The following is a 23058-nucleotide window of genomic DNA, read 5'->3' on the forward strand; positions in this document are numbered from 1 at the left end:
CCTCCACTCCAGAAGAGATGTCGCTGCTCAGCGATTTTGCACGTGCTGCCAGCCGAAACGGCCCTTGATGCACAGGTTTCCGTGCGTGACCGTGCTTTCGTGCGGCGACGTGACCTTCACGATCTCGTTGTCCTGCACGTGCAGGGTGAGGTTGCACCCGACACCGCAGAACGTGCAGATGGTCGTCGTCTGGGTCTGGGCCTCTTCGTCCCAGGTGCCGTCCTCGCGCTTGTCGTGCTCGCGCTTGAAGCTCAGCGCACCGGTCGGGCAGACCTCGATGCAGTTGCCGCAGTAGACGCAAGCGCTTTCGGGCAACGGCGTGGAGAACTCCGTGGAGATCCGCGAGTCGAAGCCACGGCCTGCCACCGAGATCGCGAAGGTGTTCTGCCACTGGTCGCCGCACGCGTCGACGCACTTGTAACACATGATGCACTTGCCCAAGTCGCGGACGTACAGCGGATTGTCCACTTTGGTCGGTTGCGTCACAGTGGCGGCGGTCCGGCCGTCGGGTTCCTCGTGCTCACCCGCCCGCCGGTCGTCCCGGTCGGTCGACGGTGGTGCCGGCGGCCCGAAGCGGGAGGGGTCGGCGCCGCACGCGGACATCCACTCGTCCACGTGCGGCGTGGTGGAGAGGTCCGTGGCGGACCCGAGAAGTTCCAGCACCAGCTTGCGACTGTGTTGCGTGCGTTCGGAGTCCGTGCGCACGACCATGCCCGGCTCGACCTTGCGCGAGCACGACGGCACCAAAGTGCGCGCCCCTTCGACCTCGACCATGCAGACGCGGCAAGCGTTTGCGGGCTTCAGGGTGTCGCCGTAGCAGAGTGTCGGGATCGACTTTCCCTTGGCCGTACAGGCATCCAGGATCGTCGCGCCCTCCGGCACCCGCACGGACTCGCCGTCCAAAGTCAGCTCGACCAGCCGCTTCGGAAGCCCGATCTCGACGATCGTCATGATGCTGCCTCCTCGGCGTAACCCAGGCGGTCTAGGGCTGATTCGATGGCGTTCCAGGCTGTCTGGCCCAGACCGCAGATCGACGAGTCGCGCATGACCTGCCCGACTTCCCGCAACAGCTGGAGATCAGCGGCAGAGGTGCTGAGTGGGCGCTTCCCGACCAACCGGTGCATCGCCTCTTCCTGGCGCACAGTCCCGATCCGGCAAGGCACGCACTGACCGCACGACTCGTCACGGAAGAACGCGGCGATGCGCAACAGGAAGCTGCCCAGGTCGGCCGTGTCGTCGAGCACCAGCACGACGCCGGAGCCGAGCGTGGTCCCGGCGGCGCGCGCGTCCTCCATGGTGAGCGGCAGGTCGAGCTCGTCCGGGCGGACGAACCCGCCTGCCGCCCCGCCGAGCAGTACCGCTCGCAGCTCCCGGCCTGGCGGCACGCCACCCGCCAGGTCGAGGAGTGCTCCGAGCGTGGTGCCGAACGGCACCTCGTACACGCCCGGACGACTCACGTTGCCCGACAGGCAGAAGAGCTTCGGGCCCGTCGAGGCCTCGGTGCCGATGCGGGTGTAGGCCTCGCATCCCTCTGTGAGGATCACCGGCACGTTGACCAGCGTCTCCACGTTGTTGACCACCGTCGGTCTGCCGAAGAGCCCTGACTCCACCGGGAACGGCGGCTTCGAGCGCGGCTCACCGCGGAAGCCCTCGATGGAGTTGAAGATCGCCGTCTCCTCGCCGCAGATGTACGCGCCGGCGCCGCGGCGGATCTCGATGTCGAACGAGAAACCCTCGTGGCCCATGATGTTCTCGCCGAGGAAGTTGCGCTCACGGGCCCGCGCGATGGCGTTGCGCAGCAGGTGCAGCGCCCTCGGGTACTCGCCGCGCAGGTACAGGTAGCCGCGCGAGCAGCCGGCCGCGAACCCGGCGATCGTCATCGACTCGATCACCGCGAACGGGTCGCCCTCCATCAGCAACCGGTCCTTGAACGTGCCGGGCTCGCTCTCGTCCGCGTTGCAGACCAGGTAGTGCGGCCGGACGGGCTGGCGGGCGGTCGCGTCCCACTTGCGTCCTGTCGGGAACGCCGCGCCGCCGCGGCCCATCAGCTTGGCGTCGGTGACCTCGCGGATCACCCCGGACGGGCCCAGGAGGAGAGCCGTCCGCAACGCCGCGTAGCCGCCCGCCGCCCGGTAGTCGTCGAGCGACTCCGGATCGACGACACCGACCCGTTGGAGCAGCCGCAGGCCGGCCGCACCGGCCTGCGGCACCTCCGCGCGCCCACCGTCCACGTGGGAGGGACCGGCGGCCGCCACCGCGATCACCTCACCGGCGTGGGTGGGCGCCAGGAGTTGCTCCTTCGCCACCTCCCCCGCCTCGAACGCGAGCGCGGCCGGAGCCTTCTCGCACACCCCGAGACACGGGCTGCGCAACCAGCCGCTCTTCGCCCCCGCCGGACCGAGCTCGTCGGTCAGCCTGTCGCACAACGCCTTCGCGCCGTTGACCTGGCAGGCGAGGTCGACGCAGACGTGCACGACCTTCGCCGGCCGTTCGGTCAGCGAGAACAGCGAGTAGAAGCTCGCCACCCCGTAGGCCTCGGCCGGTGGAACGTGCAGGACGCGGCAGATGTGGTTCAGCGCGCCCTGGCTGATCCAGCCGACCCGGTCGTTGACCGCGTGCAGGGCGGGCAGCAGCTGGTCGCGGCCCATGCCGGCGAACAGGTCCACGACGACGCGTTCGGCCTCGGACGGTTCGACGTCGAGCAGTGTGAGATCCACTCAGCCCACCTTCACCGGAAGCTTGTCGATGCGAATGGCCGCGGCCTTGTACTCCGCCGTACCCGCGATCGGGCAGGTCGCCTCGATCGTGATGATGTTGACGTCGATCTCGTCCGGGAAGTGGAACGTCATGAACACCAGCCCCGGCGTCAGTCCGTCGTCGATCCGCACCGGCGCCTGGATCTGCCCGCGCCTGCTGGTGATCGCCACCTCCTCGCCGGCCTTCACCCCGAGCATCAGCGCGTCCTGCGGGCACAGGTCGAGCGTCTCGCCCATCCGCAGCGGCGACTCGAAGCCGCTCGACTGCACCCCGGTGTTGTAGGAGTCGAGCCGTCGTCCGGTGGTGAGCCGGAACGGGAACTCCTCCGTCAGCTCGTCGACGGGCGGGCTGTGCGGCACCGGCGAGAACGTGGCGGGCATGCCGCGCTTGACCGGGTCCTCCTCCCACAGCCTGCCGTGCAGGAAGCTGGGTTCGAGGGAGTCCTCGTCAGGGCACGGCCACTGGATGCCACCGAGCTTCTCGAGCCGGTCGTAGGTCATGCCGGTGTGGATGGGCGACAGGCCGCGCAGCTCGTCCCACACGTCCTGGCCGGTCTTGTGCTGCCAGTCCGCGCCCAGCCGCGTCGCGATCTCACCCATGATCTCGATGTCGTCGCGCGCACCTTCGGGCGGCGCAAGGGCTTTCCTGACCCGCTGCACCCGGCGCTCGCTGTTCGTGAACGTGCCGTCGGTCTCGCACCACGCCGCCGCGGCGGGAAGCACGACGTGCGCGAGCTGCGCGGTCTTGGTGAGGAAGATGTCCTGCACCACCACGTGGTCCAAGTTGGACAGTCGTTTGACCGTGTGCTCGCAGTCTGCCTCGGACTGCACCGGGTTCTCGCCGATGATGTACACGGTGGTCATGTCACCGCGTTCCATCGCCTCCAGCATCTGGGTGAGGTTCCAGCCCTTGGCGGCCTTGAAGTTCGAGCCCCACGCGTCGTTGAACTTCTTGGCGACACCGGGATCGGTGATGTCCTGGAAGCCGGGCAGCCGGTCGGGGATGGCGCCCATGTCGCCGCCGCCCTGCACGTTGTTCTGCCCGCGCAACGGGTTCAGCCCCGCGCCGTACCGCCCGACCTGACCGGTCAGCAGCGACAGGTTGATGAGGCTCAGCACGTTGTCGGTGCCGTTGTGGTGCTCGGTGATGCCGAGCGTCCAGCTCAGTTGTCCGCGATCCGCCTTGGCGTAGGCGTGTGCGAGCTCGCGGATGAGCTCGGCCGGCACACCGGTCTCCAGTTCGGCGACCGGAAGCGTCCACGGCTCAACGGCCTTCACGAACTCCTGGAAGCCCTCAGTCGCCCGCTCGACGAACGACATGTTGGTGAGGTTCGACGCGATGATCTCCCGCGCGATGGCGTGCGCCAGTGGGATGTCCGTGCCGACCTTGAGCCGCAACCACCCGTGGGCCCACTTGCCGGTGCTGGTCAGCCGCGGGTCGACCACGTACAGCTTCGCGCCCTTGTTGACCGCCTTCAACACGTGCTGGAAGAAGATCGGGTGCGCCTCCCGCGCGTTCGAGCCCCACAACACGATCAGGTCGGCGTCCTCGATCTCCTGGTAGGAGGAGGTTCCGCCACCGCTGCCGAACACCTTGGCCAGTCCGGCCACGCTCGGCGCGTGACACGTGCGGTTGCACGAGTCGACGTTGTTCGTGCCGATCACCGCACGCGTGAACTTCTGGGCCATGTAGTTCATCTCGTTGGTGGCCCGCGCACAGGAGAACATGCCGAACGCGTCCGGACCACCGCTGGCCACGTTCCTGCGGAAGCCCTCTGCTGCGGAGTCCAGCGCCTCGTCCCAGGTGGCCGGCCGCAGGACTCCCGCGTCGCGCACCAGTGGCTGGGTCAGCCGCACGTAGGGCTCGGTCTTCTTCCGCCTGCTCATCGTCTGCACCTCCTCCGCCCATACTGTATGCAATCTTCGGTATGCGCTAGCCCCTGTTGCGGGTTTCTTGACCGGGGCGGAGGTGAGCGGCGGGTCTGTCAGGGCTGCGTGATCATGGCTTCGACGGACTTCAGCGTCGCCTCGCGGACCGCTCTGCCGTGCGCCCCGTCCGGCATCGCGCGGGCGAGGGAGACCGCGCCGACGATCGCGGCCACCACCGTCCAGGCGCGCTGCTTCCGCTGTTCCGCGTCTCCCGGCATGGCGGGCGCGACCAGGGCCACGACCCGCGAGATCCGTAGCTGGTAGAGCTCACAGACCTGGTCGTCCGTCCCCGCGACCTCGGCGGTCAGCGAGGGCAGCACCCAGCCGTCGGCGTGGCCGTGCTCGTCGCTCAGGTAGAGGTGCAGGAGCTCGACGAGCTTCCCGCGCCGTTCGCCGGCGTCCACGACGTCGAGGACACCGAACTCCGTGCCGAGCTCCGTGCGGATCAGGTGTTCCAGGATCGCGGTCCTGTCCTCTTCGTCCTTCACGCCGGACAGCTTCTTCAGTACCTGACGTCCGACGCAAGCAGCGACGGGAACACCGCGGACGGCGTGCCGTCCACCTCGGCCCCCGCGAACTGCAGCATCGGCGCGAGCTGACGGTTGTTGGCGGCGGGGAAGTTCAGCTTCGGCACCGACACCTCGTCGAGCCTGGCGCGCTGCGCCCCGGACAGGGTCACGTCCAGCGCCCCGAGGTTCGTCTCGAACTGGGCGGCGCGGCGGGCGCCGATCACCACCGAGCTCACGCCCGGTCGTCCGCGCAGCCACGCCAGGGCGACCTGGGCGGCGGGAACACCGATCTCGGCGGCCACGGCGACGACGGCGTCGATCACGGCCTGCTCGGCGGCGCTGGGCGACTGGCCGCGGTCACCGGAGTGCCGGCCGGACAACAGCCCGCCCGCCAGCGGCGACCACGGCAGCACACCCATGCCCATGGCCTGCGCCATCGGGATCAGCTCACCCTCCGAGGTGCGCTCCAGCAGCGAGTAGCACAGCTGCAATGCGATGATCGGCGACCACCCGTACCACCGCGCGAGCGTCGCGGCCTCGGCCGTGGCCCACGCCGGGATGTCGGAGAAGCCGACGTAGCGGACCTTGCCGGCGCGCACCTGGTCGTCGAGCGCCCGCAGGGTCTCCTCGACGGGGGTGGCCGGGTCGAAGTTGTGCAGCCAGTAGACGTCGACGTGGTCGGTCCGCAGGCGCCGGAGCGAGTCCTCCAGCTGGTGCACGATCGCCTTGCGGCCGGGACCGCCGCCGTTCGGGTCGCCGACGTGCAGGTTGCAGAAGAACTTCGTGCCGATCACCAGCCGCTCGCGCAACGACGAGCGGCCGGCGAGGAAGTCACCGATGATCTTCTCCGAGTGCCCGCCGGTGTACATGTTGGCGGTGTCGATCGAGTTGCCGCCGCGCTCCACATAGGACGCGAGGATCCTCGTGGACTCCTCCGGGCTGCTGCCCCAGCCCCAGTCCTCGCCGAAGGTCATCGTGCCGAGGGTGAACGGGCTGACGCGCAGGCCTGAGCGGCCGAGGGTGATGTAGGAATCAAGCGACATGCCTCGATCCAAGGCCCCGGTGGCGTGATCGCCTAGACCGATGGGCTCGGTCCGCTGCACGATCCGCTCAACCTCGCGCCGATCCGGTCACGGCGGTGCAAGACTGGGAGACATGACGCACCTGGACGAGATCCGCCGCGGCATCCGCCGGCACGCCGGTGGCCCCGGCCGTCCACTGTGGATCGACGGGGTGTTCGTGTTCGCCTCCGACCGCGTGACCGAGCCCATGTGCACCGTCACCGAACCGGTGCTCACGCTCGTCGCCCAGGGCACGAAACGCACGGTTCTCGGTGCTCACACCTTCGACCACGGCCCTGGCCAGATCGCGGTCGTGACCGTCGACCTCCCGCTGACCGGCCACGTCACCAGCGCCCCGTTCCTCGCGCTGGGCCTGAAGCTGGAACCGGAGACCATCGCCCAGCTGCTCGTCGAGGGCGGCCCTGCGCGCATCCGCCCGCACGACGGCCCCGGCATCGCGATCAGCGACGCCGACGACAGGGTGCTCGATCCGCTCGCCCGGCTGCTGCGCCTGCTCGACGAACCACGCGACCTGCGCGTGCTCGGCCCGTCCGTGCGGCGCGAGATCCACTGGCGGCTGCTCACCAGCCCGCAGGCCGCGCTGATGCGGCAGGCGGGCACGGCCGACAGCCGCCTGGCCCTGGTCGCGAGCGCCATCGCGTGGATCAAGGCCCGCTACGACCGGGTGATCCGCATCGACGACCTCGCCGCCGACGTCGGCACCAGCGTCCCGACGCTGAACCGGCACTTCCGCGCGGTCACCGCGTTGAGTCCGTTGCAGTACCAGAAGCAGTTCCGCCTGCAACGGGCCCGCGCCGCCCTGATCGCCGCACCGCACGACGTGGCCGCGGTCGGCCACTCGGTGGGTTACGACAACCCGTCGCAGTTCAGCCGCGAGTACCGGCGGATGTTCGGCGCGCCACCTGGACAGGACGCGCTCCGGTTGCAGAACGCGTCCGTCGTCCAGGAGTGACCGTCACGCCTTGACGAACGACGGGACGAAGACCGGCAGCACGGACGCCAGTTCGGCTCCGGCCGCCTCCTTGCTCCGGCCGAACATGATCACCTGCGAGATGAGCGTGCCGCGACCCAGCAACGCGTAACACGCGAACGGGGACACCGTCGGGTCGAGCGTCGCCTCGCAGTACGCGTAGAAGTCGTCCACGCCCTCCGGCTTGGCGAGCGTCGTGAGCTGTTCGACGCTGCGGGCCGTGGTGCAGGCGGTGAGCCCGGTCTCCACGGTGTTCACCAGCGTGGCCGCCGTGCGGTCGGCCATCGCGTGAACCTCCTGGAAGACGGTCGTCTTCCAGGTCCAGAGCCGCGACCGGGTGACCGAGGTGCCGTCGACCATGATCTTGCGGCCCCCGCAGATCATGCTCACGACCTGCCCGTCCGCACCGACCTCGGCGTCCGTCGCCGGCACGTTCGTCTTGACCTTGCCGCCGGTCGCGGCGAAGGCGTCGGGCGAGGCCATCGCGGCCTTGGCCCGCTCGTTCAACTGCTCCGGCGTCGGCGGCGCGGTCGTCGTCGTGGTGGTCGTGGTCGACGGTGGCGGCGCGGCAGCGGGTTCACCGGCGCACCCCGCGGTCAGGGCGACCACGGCCAAGACGGCAGCACAAATCCTCGTGTTCAACTGACTTCCCCCAGAAATCACGGGCCCGGAACCGGACTCCGAGGAGGAAGTAAACCAAATCGCTCACAGGTCCCGGCGGTCGAGGTGCTTGTGCAGCAGCCGGTCCAGCTCCCCGCGCACGTCCAGCCCGCGGGTGAGCCTCAGCATCGCCCGCGCCAGCATGGAAGCCTGCTCCCCCACCACGAGCCCGATCCGCGGCACCCGCTGCGGATCCTCGACGCGCACGACCCGCATCCCCTCCGGCGTGCCGAACATCTGCAGCCACGCGTGGGCGATGACGCTCGACCACTTCCGCGTGGCCACGTGCGCCCACAACGTCGCCACGGTGTCGGCCTCGATCACCGGCACCGGCTGCACCCCGGCATCGGCGAAGACCGAGTCGAGGATCCGCCGGTTGCGCATCTTGGTGGTCAGCAGGCACAACGGCAGCGCGGCCACGTCCGCCCACCGCGCCACCGGACGATCGGCGATCTCCTCGTCGACGGGCGTCAGCAGGACGTACCGCTCCTCGTACAACGGCATCGCGCGCACCGAACTGTCCACATAGGTCATCGCGATGTCGAGTTCGAACTCCTCGATCCCGCGTGTGATCTCCTGCGAGGACAACGACTCCAGCGTGACCCGGACGTGCGGGTAGCGCTCGCAGAACGGCGCCGTGAGAAGGGGTGCGGCTGGGAGAGGTCCTGCCGCAGCGCGTCGCGATCCGCGAGCATGCGGTGCGCCCACAACAGGACCCGTTCCCCCTCCGGCGTCAGCGACTCGAACCGGCGGCCGCGGGACACGATCGGCACCCCGAGCTCGCGTTCGAGTTTGCTGATCGCCGCCGACAACGACGGCTGGGACACGTGGCACGCCTCGGCCGCACGCCCGAAGTGACGTTCGCGTGCCAAGGCGACCAGGTACTCCAGCTGACGCAGCAACAACTACGACACCAGCGACGTGCGCGACAGGAGGTCGATCGCCGCGTAGACGTGCCGCAACGTCGGCGCCGGCACGCGGGTGAGCTCGGCGATCTCCACCACCGCGGCGATGATCGCGTCGATCTCCAGCCGTTTGCCCGCCTCCAGGTCCTGCAGCATCGACGTCTTGTGGTGCCCGACGCGGCGGGCGCCGTCGATGCGCTTGTCGATGGAGATCTGCGGATCGCAGCCCGCGGCCCGCGCGACGGTCAGGGTCTCCGCCATCATCTGGGCCACCAGGTCGCGGCTGTCCGAGTGGTCGCAGATCTCCACCATCGTCGCGCGGGTCAGCGCGCTCAGGGGATTGAACGCCACGTTGCCCATGAGCTTGATCCAGATGTCCTCGCGGACGTCCTTCTCCACCGGGCACTTCAGCCCACCCGCGATCATCGCCTCGCTGAGCGCGACACAGCGCGGGGAGATGCTGCGGTCCGGCTCGCCGATCGAGAACCGCGTGCCCTCCAGGTGCCGGATCACGCCCGGCGCCTCGATCTCGGTCGAGCAGTAGACGACGCAGCCGATCGCCCGTTCCATGGGCAGCACGGCGGTGACGGACCCGCCCGGGTCCACGGCCTCGATCCGTTGTCCCTCCAGGGGATGCCCGGTCATGCCGTGGAAGTACCACCACGGGATCCCGTTCTGCGCCGCGATCACGGCGGTGTCGTGGCCCATCAGCGGTGCCAGCAGATCGCCTGACGACGCGTACGAGTACGCCTTCAGACCGAGGAAAACGTAGTCGACCTCTCCCACCTCGGCGGGATCGGAGGTCGCATGTGGACGCGCGGTGAAATCACCGCGCGGGCTCAGCACCCGCACGCCGTGCTCGCGCATTGCGGCGAGATGGGCTCCACGCGCGATCAGATGGACTTCCACGCCCGCACGATGCAAAGCCGCACCGACGTAGGCACCGATCGCTCCGGCTCCGAGAACAGCGATCTTCATAGCACGCCCCGCTCTGCCACTCTTCCAAGGAAGATTGCATACAGTATACGGACAACACGGGTATTTCTCCAGAAGTGCTTTTTGCATACCAAAAGCTGTATTCTGTCCGGCATGACCTCTCCGCCCAGTGGCCGCCGGGCACCTCGCGGCTCACTCAGTGCCGCCGCGACCCGCCGGGTCGAACGTCCCGCACCGCTGCGACAGGCCGTGTACGACGCTCTGCTCGAGCTCATCGTCAACCGCACCCTCGCCCCCGGCCAGCACCTGGTCGAGGCCGAGCTGGCCGAGTACCTGGGCGTGAGCAGGCAGCCGGTGCGCGAGGCCCTGCAGCGACTGCAGACCGACGGCTGGGTCGACCTGCGTCCCGCCCAGGGCGCCTTCGTGCACACCCCGACCGAGGAGGAGGCCGACCAGCTGCTCGCCGTGCGCAGCGTGCTGGAGACCTACTCCGCCAAACTCGCCGCCGAGCACGCGACCGCGTCCGACGTGAAGCTTCTCAGGAAGCTGCAGAAGGCCGGCGAGGAGGCCCTGGCCAGCGCGAACGTCGAGCGCCTGGTCAAGGCGAACGCCGATCTGCACGCCGCCGTCGCGTCGATCGGCCGCAACAAGGTCCTGTCCGAGATGATCGGCCTGGTCGACCGCCGGGTGCGCTGGTACTACACCCCGATCGCCCGCCCGCGCAGCCGCGACTCCTGGAACGAGCACGCCGAACTGGTCGCGGCCATCGCCGACGGCGACGCCGAGAAGGCCGGCGAGGTCATGCACAACCACGCGGAGCAGACCCGCCAGACCTACCACGACCGCAAGACGCCCGAAAGCTCCACGGACGGCGACTGATCCATCACTCTCAGATCACCCAATTCGGTCATTTGGTACCGCACGGGTGATCCGCGACACGATGGCGGCGGATTGCATACAAAACGCAGTATGCTGAATCGCGACAGGGGCGGGGTCAACGGAGACCCGCGAGAGATTTCCCATCGGGTACCCACGCACTGGGCATCCGGTGGACAAGATCCCGGCCGCAACCCTGTTCCTCCCGTGCCACAGTGCCTGTCAGGTCCCTGCGCGCACCGGGAGCCACCATCGTCAGGAGGAAGACCATGTCCCGCTTGAAGAACTTCGCGCGTTCGCTCACCCAGCCGCGTGAGGGTTTCTCCGCTGACGGCCGCGCGCTGGGCCTCGGACTGTCCACCGCGCTGACGGAACAGCGCAAGGACGCCGAGGCCCAGGCGGCCGTGGCCAAGACGCTCCGCAAGGACGCCGAAGGCCACACGATTCACGGCTGAGAGTCCTTCACAGGAGCGTCTTCGCTCCTCCGCACACTCTCGGCGTCCTCAACGGCGGAGCGGGCAGCCCGTCGTGAGGTGTGCAGGCTCCAGACCGTCGTGACGGCGAGCGTCGCCAGGATGACCCCGAGAGACACCACGATCGGGATCTCCGGAGCCCACGAGACACCGTGGTGGTGCATCGCCTCGAAGATGAGCTTGAACCCGATGAACGCGAGCACCACCGCGAGGCCCTTGCTCAGGTGCACCAGGCGATCCAGCAGGCCGCCCACCAGGAAGAAGAGCTGGCGCAGGCCCATCAACGCGAACGCGTTGGCGGTCAGCACCAGGTACGGCTCCTTGGTGAGCCCGAAGATCGCCGGGATCGAGTCGACGGCGAACAACAGGTCCGTGGTGCCGACCGCGACCATGACGATCAGCATCGGCGTCACGACGCGTTTGCCGTCGACGCGCGTCGTCAACGCCGCGCCCTGGTAGATCGTGGTCGCCGGCAGGAACCGCTTCACCGCACGCAAGGCGGCGTTCTCCGGAACGTCGGCCTCGTCGGCCTCGTCCTGCTTCAACAGCTTCCACGCCGTGAAGATCAGGAAAGCGCCGAAGAAGTAGAACAGCCAGTCGAACCGCGCGATCGCCTGTGCTCCCAGGGCGATGAACACCGCGCGCAGCAACAGGGCCAGAATGATGCCGACGACGAGCACCTTCTGCCGGTACTCCCGCGGCACCGCGAACCGGGCCATGATGATCACGAACACGAACAGGTTGTCGACGCTCAGCGAGTACTCGGTGATCCAGCCGGCGAAGAACTCACCGCCGTGGCCGGGCCCGGCGAACACCGTGACGCCGAGTCCGAAGAGGACGGCCAGGCCGACGTAGAAGATCACCCAGTACAACGACTCGCGGAACGACGGTTCGTGCGGCTTGCGCACCACCAGGTAGAAGTCGAACGCGATGATGGCGGCGATGCCGCCCATGGTCGCGATCCACACCCAGACGGGAAGATCCAACATCCTTGGGCTCCTTCGGCGGAAGGGAAGGTCAGCGGGACGCCGTGGCTCCCGAACGATGCCGCAGACGCATCGAGATGCGTTCGTGCAGCCACAGGAAACCGATGGCCCAGCCGAAACTCACGATCCCTTGGTAGGCGAGGAAACCGGCCAGGTCCGAGGGCAGCCGAACCTGACCGGTGAGCACAAGGCTCACGGTGATCTCGTGCACCAACCGAGCCGCGGGAAACGCGACCAGCCAATACAAAGCCACCGGAGCGAACCGTCCTGCCGGGAGCCGGCCTGCCGCCACCAGCAGGCCGAAACCGCCGCCGAACGCGCCCAGCGGCAGGCCGAGCGCGACCGTCGTGACGAGTGCCCACCCGAGCGGCTGGCCGACGAGCGCGGCCAGCCCTCCCGCGATGAGCCCCGCTGCGAGACCGACGAACGCGCCGGGCACCGCCTCTTTGAGAAAGCCTTCGCGGATCGCCATCTCAGCCCACCACTACTCCGAACTTGATGAGGCTGAAGAACAGCATGCCCAGGTAGAACACCGCGCCGAAGCCGATGATCAGGTTCGTGACCAGCCTGGGGCGGATGGGTTTGGGCAGCATCCGGTTGTTCACCAGCAGAAGCACCACGCAGTAGGCGCCCATGGCGAACGTCGACAGGAACGCGAGCACGTCGAGAATCGCTCCCGGTCCGTCGGCGGGTCCGAACAGCAGGATCAGGATGCCGAAGGTGATGACACCCCAGAGGAATCCCGCGTAGAGGTGCGACATCCCGAACCTCTTCGCACCCTTCACGAAGTGGTACGTCATGTCCGCCTGGCCGCGCGAGAACGAGTCGAACAGACCCAGCGTGGCGTTCAGGCCGATCAACGCGATGAACCCGAGGAACACCGCGCCGAGCACCGGTCCACCCGCCGACGCGAAGGCGTCCGACATCGCGTTCAAAGCAGCTTCACGCTCACCGGACTCGATGAGCGCCTTGACGTCCGGGCTGGTCCGCGAAGCCGACTGCGCGAGGACCGTGAAAGAGACCGTGACGAGCATCGTGATGCCCCAGAAGAGCAACAGCGCGTCGAACGTGACCCAGCGCCGCCAGCCCTTCCACTTCGCGAGCTCCGCCTTGTCCTCGGTGTCGAACATGAAGCCGCGGGCCGGCATCTTCTCTTCCTCGCCCGCGTGCCGCAGCCCGCGGACCTTCGGGATGTGCGCGCCCATACCGGCGCCGCTGTCGCGCAGGTGCAGCGTGTACCACATCTGCTGCATGCCGGACGGGCCGGCGAACGCGATCGAGCCGACGATGATCGGGAACCACTCCGGCGACATGGCCTGGGCCGGGAAGTACCCGAACTGGAGCATGCCGGTCAGGGTGCTGGTCAGGTCGCCCCACGTGCCGACCATCGCCGCCACAACGGAGGTGCTGACGACGAGCAGTCCGATGAGGATGGACAGCAGGTTCTCGAGCAGGTTGTAGATGACCTTGGCGAGGCTGAACAGCACCCCGACCAGGATCAGTCCGACACACGCCGACACCGTCCAGGGTATGCCGGTGATCTTCTCCAGAGCCGCCGCTCCGGCGGAGAGATGGCCTGGCCAGATGTAGACGAGCATCGCGACCACGAAGAAGAACCACATGATCGGTTTGAACACACGTGCGGCGCCGAAGAAGATGCTCTCCCCCGTCGCCATCGCGTACCGCGCCATCTCGAGCATGACGACGGCCTGCAGCGTGACGCCGATCAGGAAGAGCCACCTGATGTCCGGTCCGAAGACCAGCACCAGGCGTGGCCACATGTAGGACTCGCCCATGCCCACGCCAAGAGCCACCAGGAACACCGTGGGACCGAGCAGGTGGATCGACGGTGGTGCGTCGGGGAGTTTCCTGATGGGCATCGCTTCCAGCTTGCCCGCGGCCCAGACACGTTCCTTCTCGGGTGGTGCGCTGGTTTCCGTTCGAGCGGCCAGATTTGGATCATCCACGGTTAACAACCTCCAGAGGACCGGCTGTCTTCGTTGACCTCCCTGGCGGGTTCGCGACCGTGGGCGTGTTCACGGTCGCGGACGGGCCATCTCTCCTTGCACTGCCGCAAAGTGGTCGCCGGTCTCTCCCAAGACCGACGACCACTCACGACTCATCTACAGCAAGCCGGCAGCACGGGCCCACCGGTACTTGGCACCCAGTACCGCGACAGGCTTCTCCGTTGTGTACGGATACGCAACCACTCCGTTGCGGTACAGGTACTCGCTGGCTTCCTCGACCTCGACGTCACCCGCGAGCGAGGCGACGACGGGCTTGTGGATCCCGTTCGCCCGGTACTCCTCCACGACGTCGACCACGAGCTTCGCGAACACCATCGGTGGCGTGACGATGGTGTGCCAGTAGCCGAGGATCAACGAGTGGATGCGGTCGTCGGCCAGACCGAGCGCGATCGTGTTCCGGTACGTCGAAGGTGGTTCGCCGCCGGTGATGTCGACGGGGTTGCCCGCCGCGCCGAACGGCGGGATGAACTTCCGGAACGCCGCGTCCAGGTCGTCCGGGATGCTCATGAGGCTGAGACCGTTGTCCACACAGGCGTCCGAGAGGAGCACGCCCGAGCCGCCCGCGCCGGTGATGATGACGACGTTCTCGCCCTTCGGCGTGGCCAGCAGCGGGATTCCGCGCGCGTACTCCAGCAGGTCGTTCAGGCCGGGTGCGCGGATCACGCCGCTCTGCCTGAGGATGTCGTCGTAGACCCGGTCGTTGCCGGCCAGTGCGCCGGTGTGCGAGCTCGCGGCCCTGGCGCCCTGGTCGGTCCGGCCGGCCTTGAGGACGACGACCGGTTTCTTTTCCGAGACGCGTTTCGCCGTTTCCGCGAAGGACCGGCCGTCCTTGAGGTCCTCCAGGTGCATCGCGACGAGTTGCGTGTTCGGGTCGGACTCGAAGAACGTCAGCAGGTCGTCCTCGTCGATGTCGGCCTTGTTGCCCACACCGACGATCGACGAGACGCCCATGCCCGCGGAACGGCTGAATCCGAGGATCGCCATGCCGATTCCGCCACTTTGCGACGTGAGGGCGACGCCGCCCTTGACGTCGTACGGCGTGCAGAACGTCGCTGAGAGGTTCTCCGGCGTGTAGTAGTAGCCGTAGATGTTCGGGCCGAGGATGCGGACGCCGTGCTTGCGCGCGATCGCGACGATCTCGTCCTGCAGCTCGATGTTGCCCGTCTCGCCGAAGCCGGACGGGATCATGATCGCGCCGCCGACGCCCTTCCTGCCGACCTCTTCCAGCGCGGCCGGCACGAACTTGGCCGGGATGGCGAACACCGCGACGTCGATGTCTCCCGGTACGTCGGCGATGCCGGCGAACGCCTTGCGCTCCAGGATCTCGTCCGCCTTGGGGTTGATCGGGTAGATCTCGCCCTGGTAGCCGCCGTTGACGAGGTTCTTCATCACCGAGTTGCCGATCTTGCCCTCTTCGTTCGAGGCACCGATCACGGCGACGGCGTTCGGCCTCATGATCCGGTTCATCGAGGCGAGGATCTCGTCCTGCGTGAACCGGTGCGGTTGTTTGGCGGCGTTCTCGTCCACCAGGATGCGCACGTCGACCGCGGTGGCTCCGGAAGGCGTTGCCAGCACGGGGTTCAGGTCGATCTCGGCGAGCTGCGGGAAGTCCGTGACCAGATCCGACACGCGGTGGATCAGGTCGGCGAGCTTGTCCGCGTCGACGCCCTCCGCGCCGCGGACACCGCGCAGGATCTCCGCCGCCGCGATGCCGTTGACCATGGAGAGGGCCTCGGCGTTGCTCGTCGGCGCCAGCCGGAACGTGACGTCCTTGAGCACCTCGACCAGGATGCCGCCGAGACCGAACGCGACGATCTTGCCGAACGTCTCGTCGGTGGTCGCGCCCACGATGACCTCGTGGACCGCTTTCCCGGTCGGCAGCTGCTGCTGGACCTGGACGCCGGTGACGTCGGCATCGGCCTTGTAGTTCTTGGCGTTGTGGATGATCGTGCGGTAGCCCTCGGCGACCTCGGCCGCGTTCTTCAGGCCCACCAGAACACCGCCGGCCTCGGTCTTGTGCAGGATGTCCGGTGAGACGATCTTGAGCACGACCGGGTAGCCGATCTCCTCGGCGAACGCGACGGCACCTTCCGACGACTTCGCCAGCGCTTCGGCCGGGGTCGCGATCCCGTAGGCGTCGCAGACCCTCTTGCCCTCGGGTGCGGTGAGCGACGACCGTCCCTCCGCCCGCACCTTCGCGAGCACGTTCTCGACCGCGGCGCGGTCGTAGCCGTTGTCCGGCATGAGATTTCTTCTCCCTCAAGGATTAGATGACGCCGGCGGCGCGCAGTCCCGCGAGGCGGTCCGCGCTGTACCCGAGTGCTCCGAGAACCTCGTCGTTGTGCTCACCGAGCAGCGGCGGACGCTGCACCTCGACCGTGCTGTCGGAGAGCTTGAGCGGGTTGCCGACCGTCTTGAACGAGCCGCGTTCGGGGTGCTCGACCTCGACCACGGTGCCGAGCTCGGCCAGCGTCTCGTCCTCGATGATCTCCTTCGTGGACAGAATGGGTCCGCACGGGATGTTGTGGGCGTTGAGCTTGTCCATCACCTCCCACTTGGTGTGCTTCTCCGTCCACTCCTCGATCAGCGCGAACGCCTTGTCCAGCTTGGAGAGCCGGACCTCCGGCGTGTTCCAGGCCGGGTCCTCGGCGAGCTCCGGCCTGCCGATCAGCTCGGTCAGCGGGGCCCAGCCGACGGGCTGGATGATCACGTAGATGTAGTCGTTGGGGCCGCCGGGGGCACAGCGCACCGCCCAGCCGGGCTGGCCACCACCGGATGCGTTGCCGGAGCGGGGCACCTCGTCCCCGAACTGCTCGTTCGGGTACTCCCCCAGCGGCCCGTGGGTGAGCCGCTGCTGGTCGCGCAGCTTCACCCGGCACAGGTTGAGGACAGCGTCCTGCATCGCGACCTGGACGCGCTGTCCGCGTCCGGTGTTGGTCCGTTGGTACAGCGCGGCCAGGATCGCGGCCACCAGGTGGATGCCGGTGCCCGAGTCGCCGATCTGCGCGCCCGTGGCGAGCGGCGGTCCCTCCTCGAACCCGGTGGTGCTCATCGAGCCGCCCATCGCCTGCGCGATCACCTCGTACGCCTTGAAGTCGGCGTAGCGGCCGGGCCCGAAGCCCTTGATCGACGCGTAGATGAGCTTGTCGTTGAGCGCCTGCAGCTTCTCCCACGGGTAGCCGAACCGTTCGACGACGCCGGGGCCGAAGTTCTCGACGAGGACGTCGACGTCGCCGACGAGCTTCTCGAAGACCTCCTTGCCCTCAGGGACCTTCATGTTGAGGGTGATGCTCCGCTTGTTGCAATTGAGCATCGTGAAGTAGAGACTGTCCACTTCGGGCAGATCGCGCAGCTGGCCGCGGGTGATGTCGCCCCGTCCCGGCGTTTCCAGCTTGATGACGTCCGCGCCCAGCCAGGCGAGCAGCTGGGTCGACGACGGTCCGGACTGCACGTGCGTCATGTCGAGGACTTTGACGCCCTCCAGGGCCTTGGTCTGAGTTTTATCCATTTTGGTCAAGCTCACCTACTTGTACATCGTCTGGTTCATGGTTCCGGGCGCGTACACGTCGGGGTCGATCCACACGTTGATCAGCGAGGGCTTGCCGGACTCGCGGGCCCGCCGCAACGCCGGCGCGATGTCCTTGGGGTCGCGCACTTCCTCGCCGTAGCCGCCGAGCATCTTGGCGAACTGGTCGTAGCGCACGTCGCCGAGCGTGTTGCCGACGCGTTCGCGCTCCAGCCCGTACTTGGCCGCCTGGCCGTAGCGGATCTGGTTCATCGACGAGTTGTTGCCGACGATGCCGACGAACGGCAGGTCGTAGCGGACCAGCGTCTCGAAGTCCCAGCCGGTGAGGCTGAACGCGCCGTCCCCGAACAGGGCCACGACCTCCTTCTCCGGCCTGGCCAGTTTCGCGGCCAGCACGAACGGGATGCCGACGCCGAGCGTCCCCAGTGGACCGGGATCCATCCAGTGGCCGGGCGACTTCGGCTGCACGACCTGCCCGGAGAACGTGACGACGTCGCCGCCGTCGCCGATGTAGATGGAGTCCTCGGTGAGGAAGTCGTTGATCTCGCTCACCAGCCGGTACGGGTGGATCGGCAGGTCCTCGGAGAGCAGGTGCTCCGCGCGCTTCTGCCGGGCCTTCTCCTCGACCGCCTGCAGTTCCTCCAGCCACACCTTGCGGCCCATCGCGCCGTTGTCCTCACGGCCAGACGCGGCCGCGGCGACACTGGACAGGACCAGGTCGGCGTCACCGACGATGCCGAGGTCGACGTCGCGGTTCTTGCCGACCGTGCGGTAGTCGAGGTCGATCTGGACGACCGTCGCGTTCGCGGAAAGCCTTCGGCCGTAGCCCATCCGGAAGTCGAACGGGGTTCCGACGATCACGATCACGTCGGCGTTGTCGAAGGCGTAGCGGCGCGACAGCTGGAAGTGGTGCGGGTCGCCGGGAGGCAGGGTGCCGCGGCCCGCTCCGTTCATGTAGGCGGGGATGTTGAGGGTGCGGACGAGGTCGATCGCGGAGTCCGTGGCGCGCGTCGTCCACACCTGGCTGCCCAGCAGGATCGCGGGCTTCTTGGCGTGCACCAGCAGGTCCGCGAGCTTCTCGATGTCCGCCGGGTCACCGACGCTGCGCGTGGACGCGCGGTAGTGGCCCGCTTCCGGTATCCGTGCGGTGCTCAGCGGCACCTTGGCGTCCAGGACGTCCCGCGGGATCTCCAGGAACGACGGGCCCGGCGCACCGGCGTTGGCCTCGCGGAACGCCATCGACACCATGTCCGCGATGCGGGCGGTGTGCGGGACGTTCGCCGCGAACTTCGTGATCGGCGTCATCATGTCCACGTGCGGTAAGTCCTGCAGTGAGCCCATCTTGTGCTGGCTCAACGCGCCCTGGCCGCCGATCAGCAGCATGGGGCTCTCCGCGCGGAACGCGTTCGCGACGCCCGTGACGGCGTCGGTGGTGCCCGGGCCCGCCGTGACGACGGCGCAACCGGGCTTGCCGGTGATGCGGGCGTACCCGTCGGCCGCGTGTGCCGCGACCTGTTCGTGCCGGACGTCGATGACGGCGATTCCCTCGTCCACGCAGCCGTCGTAGATGTCGATGATGTGCCCGCCGCACAGCGTGAAGATGGTGTCGACGCCCTCGGCTTTGAGCGCCTTGGCCACCAGGTGGCCTCCAGAAATCGACTCCGGCTCCGCGGAACTCGTCATCGGCGATCAGCTCCCCTTTGGCGCTTCGACTGTAGATTGCATACCGTATGAGGTAGGCATATCGTTACTCCGCTACCAACCGGATGTCCATAGATGGCCGCAAGTTTTCGGCGAGAGGACGTAGACGGTGGATCTTTTCGAACACGAGGCGCGGGACCTCTTCGAGCGGTACGGGGTGCCCGTTCCGCTCGGTTTCGTGGCGGACACTCCTGAATCCGCGCGCGAGGCCGCCTCGAAGCTCGGCGGCGCTGTCGTCGTGAAGGCTCAGGTGAAGACCGGCGGCCGCGGCAAGGCGGGCGGCATCAAACTCGCTTCGACGCCCGACGAAGCTTTCGGCGCGGCCTCGGCCATCCTGGGGATGGACATCAAGGGCCACACCGTGCGCAAGGTTCTGGTCACCGAGGCGAGCGAGATCGCCGAGGAGTACTACCTGTCGTTCCTCCTCGATCGTGCCAACAGGACGTTCATCGGCATGGCCTCGGCCACCGGCGGCGTGGAGATCGAGGAGATGACGGACTCCATCATCCGAATGCCAGCTTCGACCTTCGACGCATCTGCGGTGTTCCCCCCATCAGTTGCCGCGGAGGTGAACGCCGTCGCTTCCGCTTTGTGGAAGGTCTTCGTGTCCGAGGACGCGACGCTGGTCGAGGTGAACCCGTTGGCGCGCACCAAAGACGGCCGAATCGTCGCTTTGGACGGGAAAGTGACGCTGGACGACAACGCGTCGTTCCGGCACTCTCGACCTTCGGACAGCGCTGTCGGTGACCCGCTGGAGGTGCGTGCGGCCGAGAAGGGCCTCAACTACGTCAAGCTCGACGGCACGGTCGGTGTCATCGGCAACGGCGCGGGACTCGTCATGTCCACATTGGACGTCGTGGCGCTGGCCGGTGCAGCGCCCGCGAACTTCCTCGACATCGGCGGCGGCGCCTCGGCCCAGGTGATGGCCGACGGCCTCGACGTCATCCTCTCGGACCCCGCGGTCCGCAGCGTGTTCGTGAACGTGTTCGGCGGCATCACCGCGTGCGACGCGGTGGCCAACGGAATCGTGCAGGCCCTCGGCATGCTCGGCGACCGCGCCGACAAACCGCTGGTCGTCCGGCTCGACGGCAACAACGCCGACGCGGGCCACCGAATCCTCGACGAGGCACGACACCCGCTGATCACCGTGGCGCACACGATGGACGACGCGGCGGGCCGTGCCGCCGCTCTCGCTGGCAAGGAGTCCTGATGGCGATCTTCCTCGACGAGAACAGCCGCGTGATCGTGCAGGGCATGACGGGAGCGGAGGGTGCCAAGCACACCCGCCGCATGCTCGCGGCCGGCACGCAAGTCGTCGGCGGCGTCAACGCGCGCAAGGCCGGCACGTCCGTCGACTTCGACGACGTCAAGCTGCCGGTGTACGGCACGGTCGCCCAGGCGATGGCGGAGACCGGCGCGACCGTGTCGGTGCTCTTCGTCCCGCCCGCGTTCACCGGCGACGCGGTGATCGAGGCGATCGACGCCGGCATCGGCCTGGCAGTGGTGATCACCGAGGGTGTCCCGGTCCACGACACGGCACGCTTCTGGGCTCATGCCCGAGGCAAGCCGACGCGGATCATCGGCCCGAACTGTCCCGGCATCATCAGCCCCGGCAAGTCCAACGCGGGCATCATCCCCGCCGACATCACCAAACCAGGGTCGATCGGCCTGGTGTCGAAGTCCGGAACGCTGACGTACCAGCTGATGCACGAACTGAAGGACTTCGGCTTCACCACGTGCGTCGGCATCGGCGGCGACCCGATCGTCGGCACCACCCACATCGACGCCATCGAGGCGTTCGAGGCGGACCCGGAGACCGAACTGATCGTGATGATCGGCGAGATCGGCGGCGACGCGGAGGAACGGGCGGCGGAGTTCGTGCGGGACAACGTGTCCAAGCCCGTGGTCGGCTACGTCGCGGGCTTCACCGCGCCCGAGGGCAGGACGATGGGTCACGCGGGCGCCATCGTCTCGGGTTCCTCGGGCACGGCGGAGGCCAAGAAGCTGGCCATGGAGGCGGTCGGGATCAAGGTCGGCAGGACGCCGTCGGAGACCGCCGCCCTGGCCAGGGCGATACTCACCAGCTGACGCGCCGGCCGTCTCGGTCCGTCAGGGCGCGGGCCGAGAAGGCCGTGGGTGCGGCAGGCTGACTGTCCCGGTCCGCCCCGATGCGGGCCGGGACAGTCGCACCCTCCGGCCTAGCCGACGGGTTGCTCCGCGCGGTCCGCCTCCGTGCGGGCCGAGATGGTCGGCAGTTCCGCACGGCCCGTCGCGGGGCTGGTCGAGGCTGTGCTGGTCGAGGCGGTCTCGCCGCCCGACGCCTTGTCCCCGATCACCGACATCGCCTGCTTCACGATCTTCAGCACGGCCTGCGCGCCCTCGACCAGCTTGATCAGGTTCTCGCCGCTGGCCAGCAGCTCACCGAGCTTGGCCGCGATCTGGGCACCGCACTCCACCGCGATCTGCACGCACTGCGGGATCGCCACGGCGATGCTCTGCCCGAACGTCGCCGCCGCCGCGGCGATCGCCTGCGTCATGATCGGCACGATCTTGCCGACCGCCTCGGTGATCAGCCGCGTCACCTCGGCGACGACCTGCGCGACCACCTCGCCCGCCTTGATCAGCGCGGTGGCGTTGGTGAGCGCCGTCTCGGCGACGGACAGCACGCCGTCGACGAGTTCCTTGCCGGTCTTGGCGTACTCGGCCGCGCTGTCGCCGGTCCAGCTGTCGGTCTCGCTGCCCGCCTTCGCGCCGTACTCGCCGGCGAGGGTGGTCGCGGCCCTGCTCGCGTTCTGGAACTCGCCCGCGCCTTGCTGCACGCCGTCCGGGTTGCCGCGCAACTGGTTCAGCGGCTCCTCCAGGAACGAGATCATCGGCGTGAGGAAGCCGACGCCCGCGCTGTCCAGCGCCTGCAACGGTTTCCCGTTCGACCCCAGCTCGCTCATCTGGGCCTTGGGCGTGGCGGCGAGGTCGGACGACAGCCACTCGTCGCCCGCGATGGCGTTCGTGGTGGTGCGGAGTTCGTTCAACAACGCGGCGATCGTGCCCGCGTCCGTCGCGGTGGCGGTCATCGGCCGGCCCCCGTGATGCTCTCGGCGTTGCGCTCGTCGGTGCGCTGGTAGCTCTCCGCGGTGCGCCGCATGCCCTCCCCGACCTTGTCCATTGTGGACGCGACGTGCGCGAAGGCGCCCATCGTCTCCCCCATCGGGCCGCTCAGGCCGGTGGTGAGGAACTGCGCGAACTCCCCGAGCGAGGACTGACCGAGCTGGTCGGGCAGCCGGGTTCCGGTCTCGGACAGCTGGTCGGCGTACCCGGTCAACGTCGTGGCGTGGCGCCGCAACTGCTCGTGGTCGGCGGTGAAGCTCATCGCACGGCCTCCGGCAGGTGCCTCGTGATCTGGTGCAGTGCGTCGCTCTCGCCGAGGTAGTCCGCCATCACCTCGGTCATCCGCGCGCTCGCCAGCCGTTGCGCCTCCCGCGCGGTGCTGACGATCAGCATCGCGAGCGTGTCGACGTCGAGCTTGCGTGCCGCCGGCGTCAGCATGACGTCGCCGAGGACGCCGCCCGCGTTCACGGTCACGGTGACCTCACCGCGTGGCGACGTCGCCCTGGCTCCGACCTCGGCCAGGCTCGCGCTCGCTGACCGTGCGCTGTAGGCGACGCGCTCCAGGCGTTCCTGGTAGTCCGCCAGCCACTGTGCTGGATCCACTTCTCCCCCTGTTT

At 68.1% G+C, this 23058-nt stretch carries 23 protein-coding genes; 5 read left to right on the top strand and 18 right to left on the bottom strand.

The features are described 5' to 3' along the window. Positions 1-27 precede the first annotated feature (27 nt). From ACIRG5_RS04035 to ACIRG5_RS04055, 5 genes are all read right to left on the bottom strand, one after another. Positions 28-951, bottom strand: coding sequence for a 2Fe-2S iron-sulfur cluster-binding protein (locus tag ACIRG5_RS04035; RefSeq protein ID WP_402899786.1), 924 nt, complete (start codon positions 949-951; stop codon positions 28-30). Then, positions 948-2717: an NAD(P)H-dependent oxidoreductase subunit E gene (locus tag ACIRG5_RS04040; protein WP_402899788.1), complete on the bottom strand. Its 1770-nt coding sequence runs from the start codon at positions 2715-2717 to the stop codon at positions 948-950. The genes ACIRG5_RS04035 and ACIRG5_RS04040 overlap by 4 nt, the downstream gene beginning before the upstream one ends. Next, complete coding sequence (locus tag ACIRG5_RS04045; protein WP_402899790.1) at positions 2718-4643, bottom strand: molybdopterin oxidoreductase family protein; 1926 nt, start codon at positions 4641-4643, stop codon at positions 2718-2720. A gap of 98 nt (positions 4644-4741) precedes the next feature. Beyond that, positions 4742-5173 carry a hypothetical protein gene (locus ACIRG5_RS04050; protein WP_402899792.1) on the bottom strand — a complete coding sequence of 144 codons (432 nt, stop codon included), beginning with the start codon at positions 5171-5173 and terminating at the stop codon, positions 4742-4744. A 14-nt stretch (positions 5174-5187) separates the two neighbouring features. Beyond that, positions 5188-6237 carry an aldo/keto reductase gene (locus ACIRG5_RS04055; RefSeq protein ID WP_402899795.1) on the bottom strand — a complete coding sequence of 350 codons (1050 nt, stop codon included), beginning with the start codon at positions 6235-6237 and terminating at the stop codon, positions 5188-5190. A 112-nt stretch (positions 6238-6349) separates the two neighbouring features. On the opposite strand from ACIRG5_RS04055, the gene ACIRG5_RS04060 reads away from it, so the two are divergent. Next, a complete protein-coding gene (locus tag ACIRG5_RS04060; RefSeq protein ID WP_402899797.1) occupies positions 6350-7228 on the top strand; it encodes an AraC family transcriptional regulator N-terminal domain-containing protein in 879 nt (292 codons plus the stop codon). Positions 7229-7231: 3 nt separating this feature from the next. On the opposite strand, the gene ACIRG5_RS04065 is transcribed toward ACIRG5_RS04060, so the two are convergent. The 4 genes from ACIRG5_RS04065 to ACIRG5_RS04080 form a co-directional block, all read right to left on the bottom strand. Further along, positions 7232-7855, bottom strand: coding sequence for a hypothetical protein (locus ACIRG5_RS04065; RefSeq protein ID WP_402899800.1), 624 nt, complete (start codon positions 7853-7855; stop codon positions 7232-7234). A 96-nt stretch (positions 7856-7951) separates the two neighbouring features. Beyond that, a complete protein-coding gene (locus ACIRG5_RS04070) occupies positions 7952-8494 on the bottom strand; it encodes a LysR family transcriptional regulator substrate-binding protein (RefSeq protein WP_402899803.1) in 543 nt (180 codons plus the stop codon). After that, a complete protein-coding gene (locus ACIRG5_RS04075; RefSeq protein WP_402899806.1) occupies positions 8437-8811 on the bottom strand; it encodes a LysR family transcriptional regulator in 375 nt (124 codons plus the stop codon). Before ACIRG5_RS04075 ends, ACIRG5_RS04070 begins: the two co-directional genes overlap by 58 nt. Further along, complete coding sequence (locus tag ACIRG5_RS04080; protein ID WP_402899809.1) at positions 8812-9789, bottom strand: 2-dehydropantoate 2-reductase; 978 nt, start codon at positions 9787-9789, stop codon at positions 8812-8814. Between the two features lie 111 nt (positions 9790-9900). Between ACIRG5_RS04080 and ACIRG5_RS04085 the strand changes: the two genes are divergently transcribed. Both ACIRG5_RS04085 and ACIRG5_RS04090 read left to right on the top strand, forming a co-directional pair. Beyond that, the gene (locus ACIRG5_RS04085) at positions 9901-10626 is read left to right on the top strand and encodes a GntR family transcriptional regulator (protein ID WP_402899812.1); all 726 of its coding nucleotides are present in this window, start codon (positions 9901-9903) and stop codon (positions 10624-10626) included. Positions 10627-10892: 266 nt separating this feature from the next. After that, on the top strand, positions 10893-11078 hold the full coding sequence (locus ACIRG5_RS04090) for a hypothetical protein (RefSeq protein WP_093590387.1): 186 nt from the start codon (positions 10893-10895) through the stop codon (positions 11076-11078). Here the strand turns inward: ACIRG5_RS04090 and ACIRG5_RS04095 are convergent. From ACIRG5_RS04095 to ACIRG5_RS04120, 6 genes are all read right to left on the bottom strand, one after another. Then, positions 11069-12082, bottom strand: coding sequence for a TerC family protein (locus ACIRG5_RS04095; RefSeq protein WP_402900901.1), 1014 nt, complete (start codon positions 12080-12082; stop codon positions 11069-11071). The genes ACIRG5_RS04090 and ACIRG5_RS04095 overlap by 10 nt on opposite strands. A gap of 31 nt (positions 12083-12113) precedes the next feature. After that, entirely contained in the window at positions 12114-12554 is a 441-nt protein-coding gene (locus tag ACIRG5_RS04100; RefSeq protein WP_402899815.1) for a hypothetical protein, read from the bottom strand. A gap of 1 nt (position 12555) precedes the next feature. Beyond that, complete coding sequence (locus ACIRG5_RS04105; RefSeq protein WP_402899818.1) at positions 12556-14049, bottom strand: Nramp family divalent metal transporter; 1494 nt, start codon at positions 14047-14049, stop codon at positions 12556-12558. A 156-nt stretch (positions 14050-14205) separates the two neighbouring features. Continuing rightward, positions 14206-16353: an acetate--CoA ligase family protein gene (locus tag ACIRG5_RS04110; RefSeq protein ID WP_402899821.1), complete on the bottom strand. Its 2148-nt coding sequence runs from the start codon at positions 16351-16353 to the stop codon at positions 14206-14208. 22 nt (positions 16354-16375) lie between these two features. After that, positions 16376-17617, bottom strand: a complete 1242-nt coding sequence (gene frc, locus ACIRG5_RS04115) for a formyl-CoA transferase (RefSeq protein WP_402899824.1) — start codon at positions 17615-17617, stop codon at positions 16376-16378. A gap of 15 nt (positions 17618-17632) precedes the next feature. Further along, positions 17633-19318: a thiamine pyrophosphate-binding protein gene (locus ACIRG5_RS04120; RefSeq protein ID WP_402899827.1), complete on the bottom strand. Its 1686-nt coding sequence runs from the start codon at positions 19316-19318 to the stop codon at positions 17633-17635. A gap of 127 nt (positions 19319-19445) precedes the next feature. Between ACIRG5_RS04120 and sucC the strand changes: the two genes are divergently transcribed. Then, positions 19446-20546 (top strand): ADP-forming succinate--CoA ligase subunit beta, encoded by a 1101-nt coding sequence (gene sucC / locus ACIRG5_RS04125; RefSeq protein ID WP_402899830.1) that lies wholly within the window; start codon positions 19446-19448, stop codon positions 20544-20546. Beyond that, positions 20546-21424 carry a succinate--CoA ligase subunit alpha gene (sucD, locus tag ACIRG5_RS04130; protein ID WP_402899831.1) on the top strand — a complete coding sequence of 293 codons (879 nt, stop codon included), beginning with the start codon at positions 20546-20548 and terminating at the stop codon, positions 21422-21424. The genes sucC and sucD overlap by 1 nt, the downstream gene beginning before the upstream one ends. Positions 21425-21534: 110 nt before the next feature. Here the strand turns inward: sucD and ACIRG5_RS04135 are convergent, their stop codons facing one another. Genes ACIRG5_RS04135 through ACIRG5_RS04145 form a run of 3 tightly spaced genes read right to left on the bottom strand, consistent with a single transcriptional unit; the run spans position 21535 to position 23044 of the window. Continuing rightward, complete coding sequence (locus tag ACIRG5_RS04135) at positions 21535-22407, bottom strand: hypothetical protein (RefSeq protein WP_402899834.1); 873 nt, start codon at positions 22405-22407, stop codon at positions 21535-21537. Then, positions 22404-22703 carry a WXG100 family type VII secretion target gene (locus ACIRG5_RS04140; RefSeq protein ID WP_402899837.1) on the bottom strand — a complete coding sequence of 100 codons (300 nt, stop codon included), beginning with the start codon at positions 22701-22703 and terminating at the stop codon, positions 22404-22406. The genes ACIRG5_RS04135 and ACIRG5_RS04140 overlap by 4 nt, the downstream gene beginning before the upstream one ends. Continuing rightward, entirely contained in the window at positions 22700-23044 is a 345-nt protein-coding gene (locus ACIRG5_RS04145; protein ID WP_319980924.1) for a YbaB/EbfC family nucleoid-associated protein, read from the bottom strand. The genes ACIRG5_RS04140 and ACIRG5_RS04145 overlap by 4 nt, the downstream gene beginning before the upstream one ends. Between the last annotated feature and the right edge of the window lie 14 nt (positions 23045-23058).

This window comes from Lentzea sp. NPDC102401 (genome assembly GCF_044765805.1).
Taxonomy (GTDB): domain Bacteria; phylum Actinomycetota; class Actinomycetes; order Mycobacteriales; family Pseudonocardiaceae; genus Lentzea; species Lentzea sokolovensis.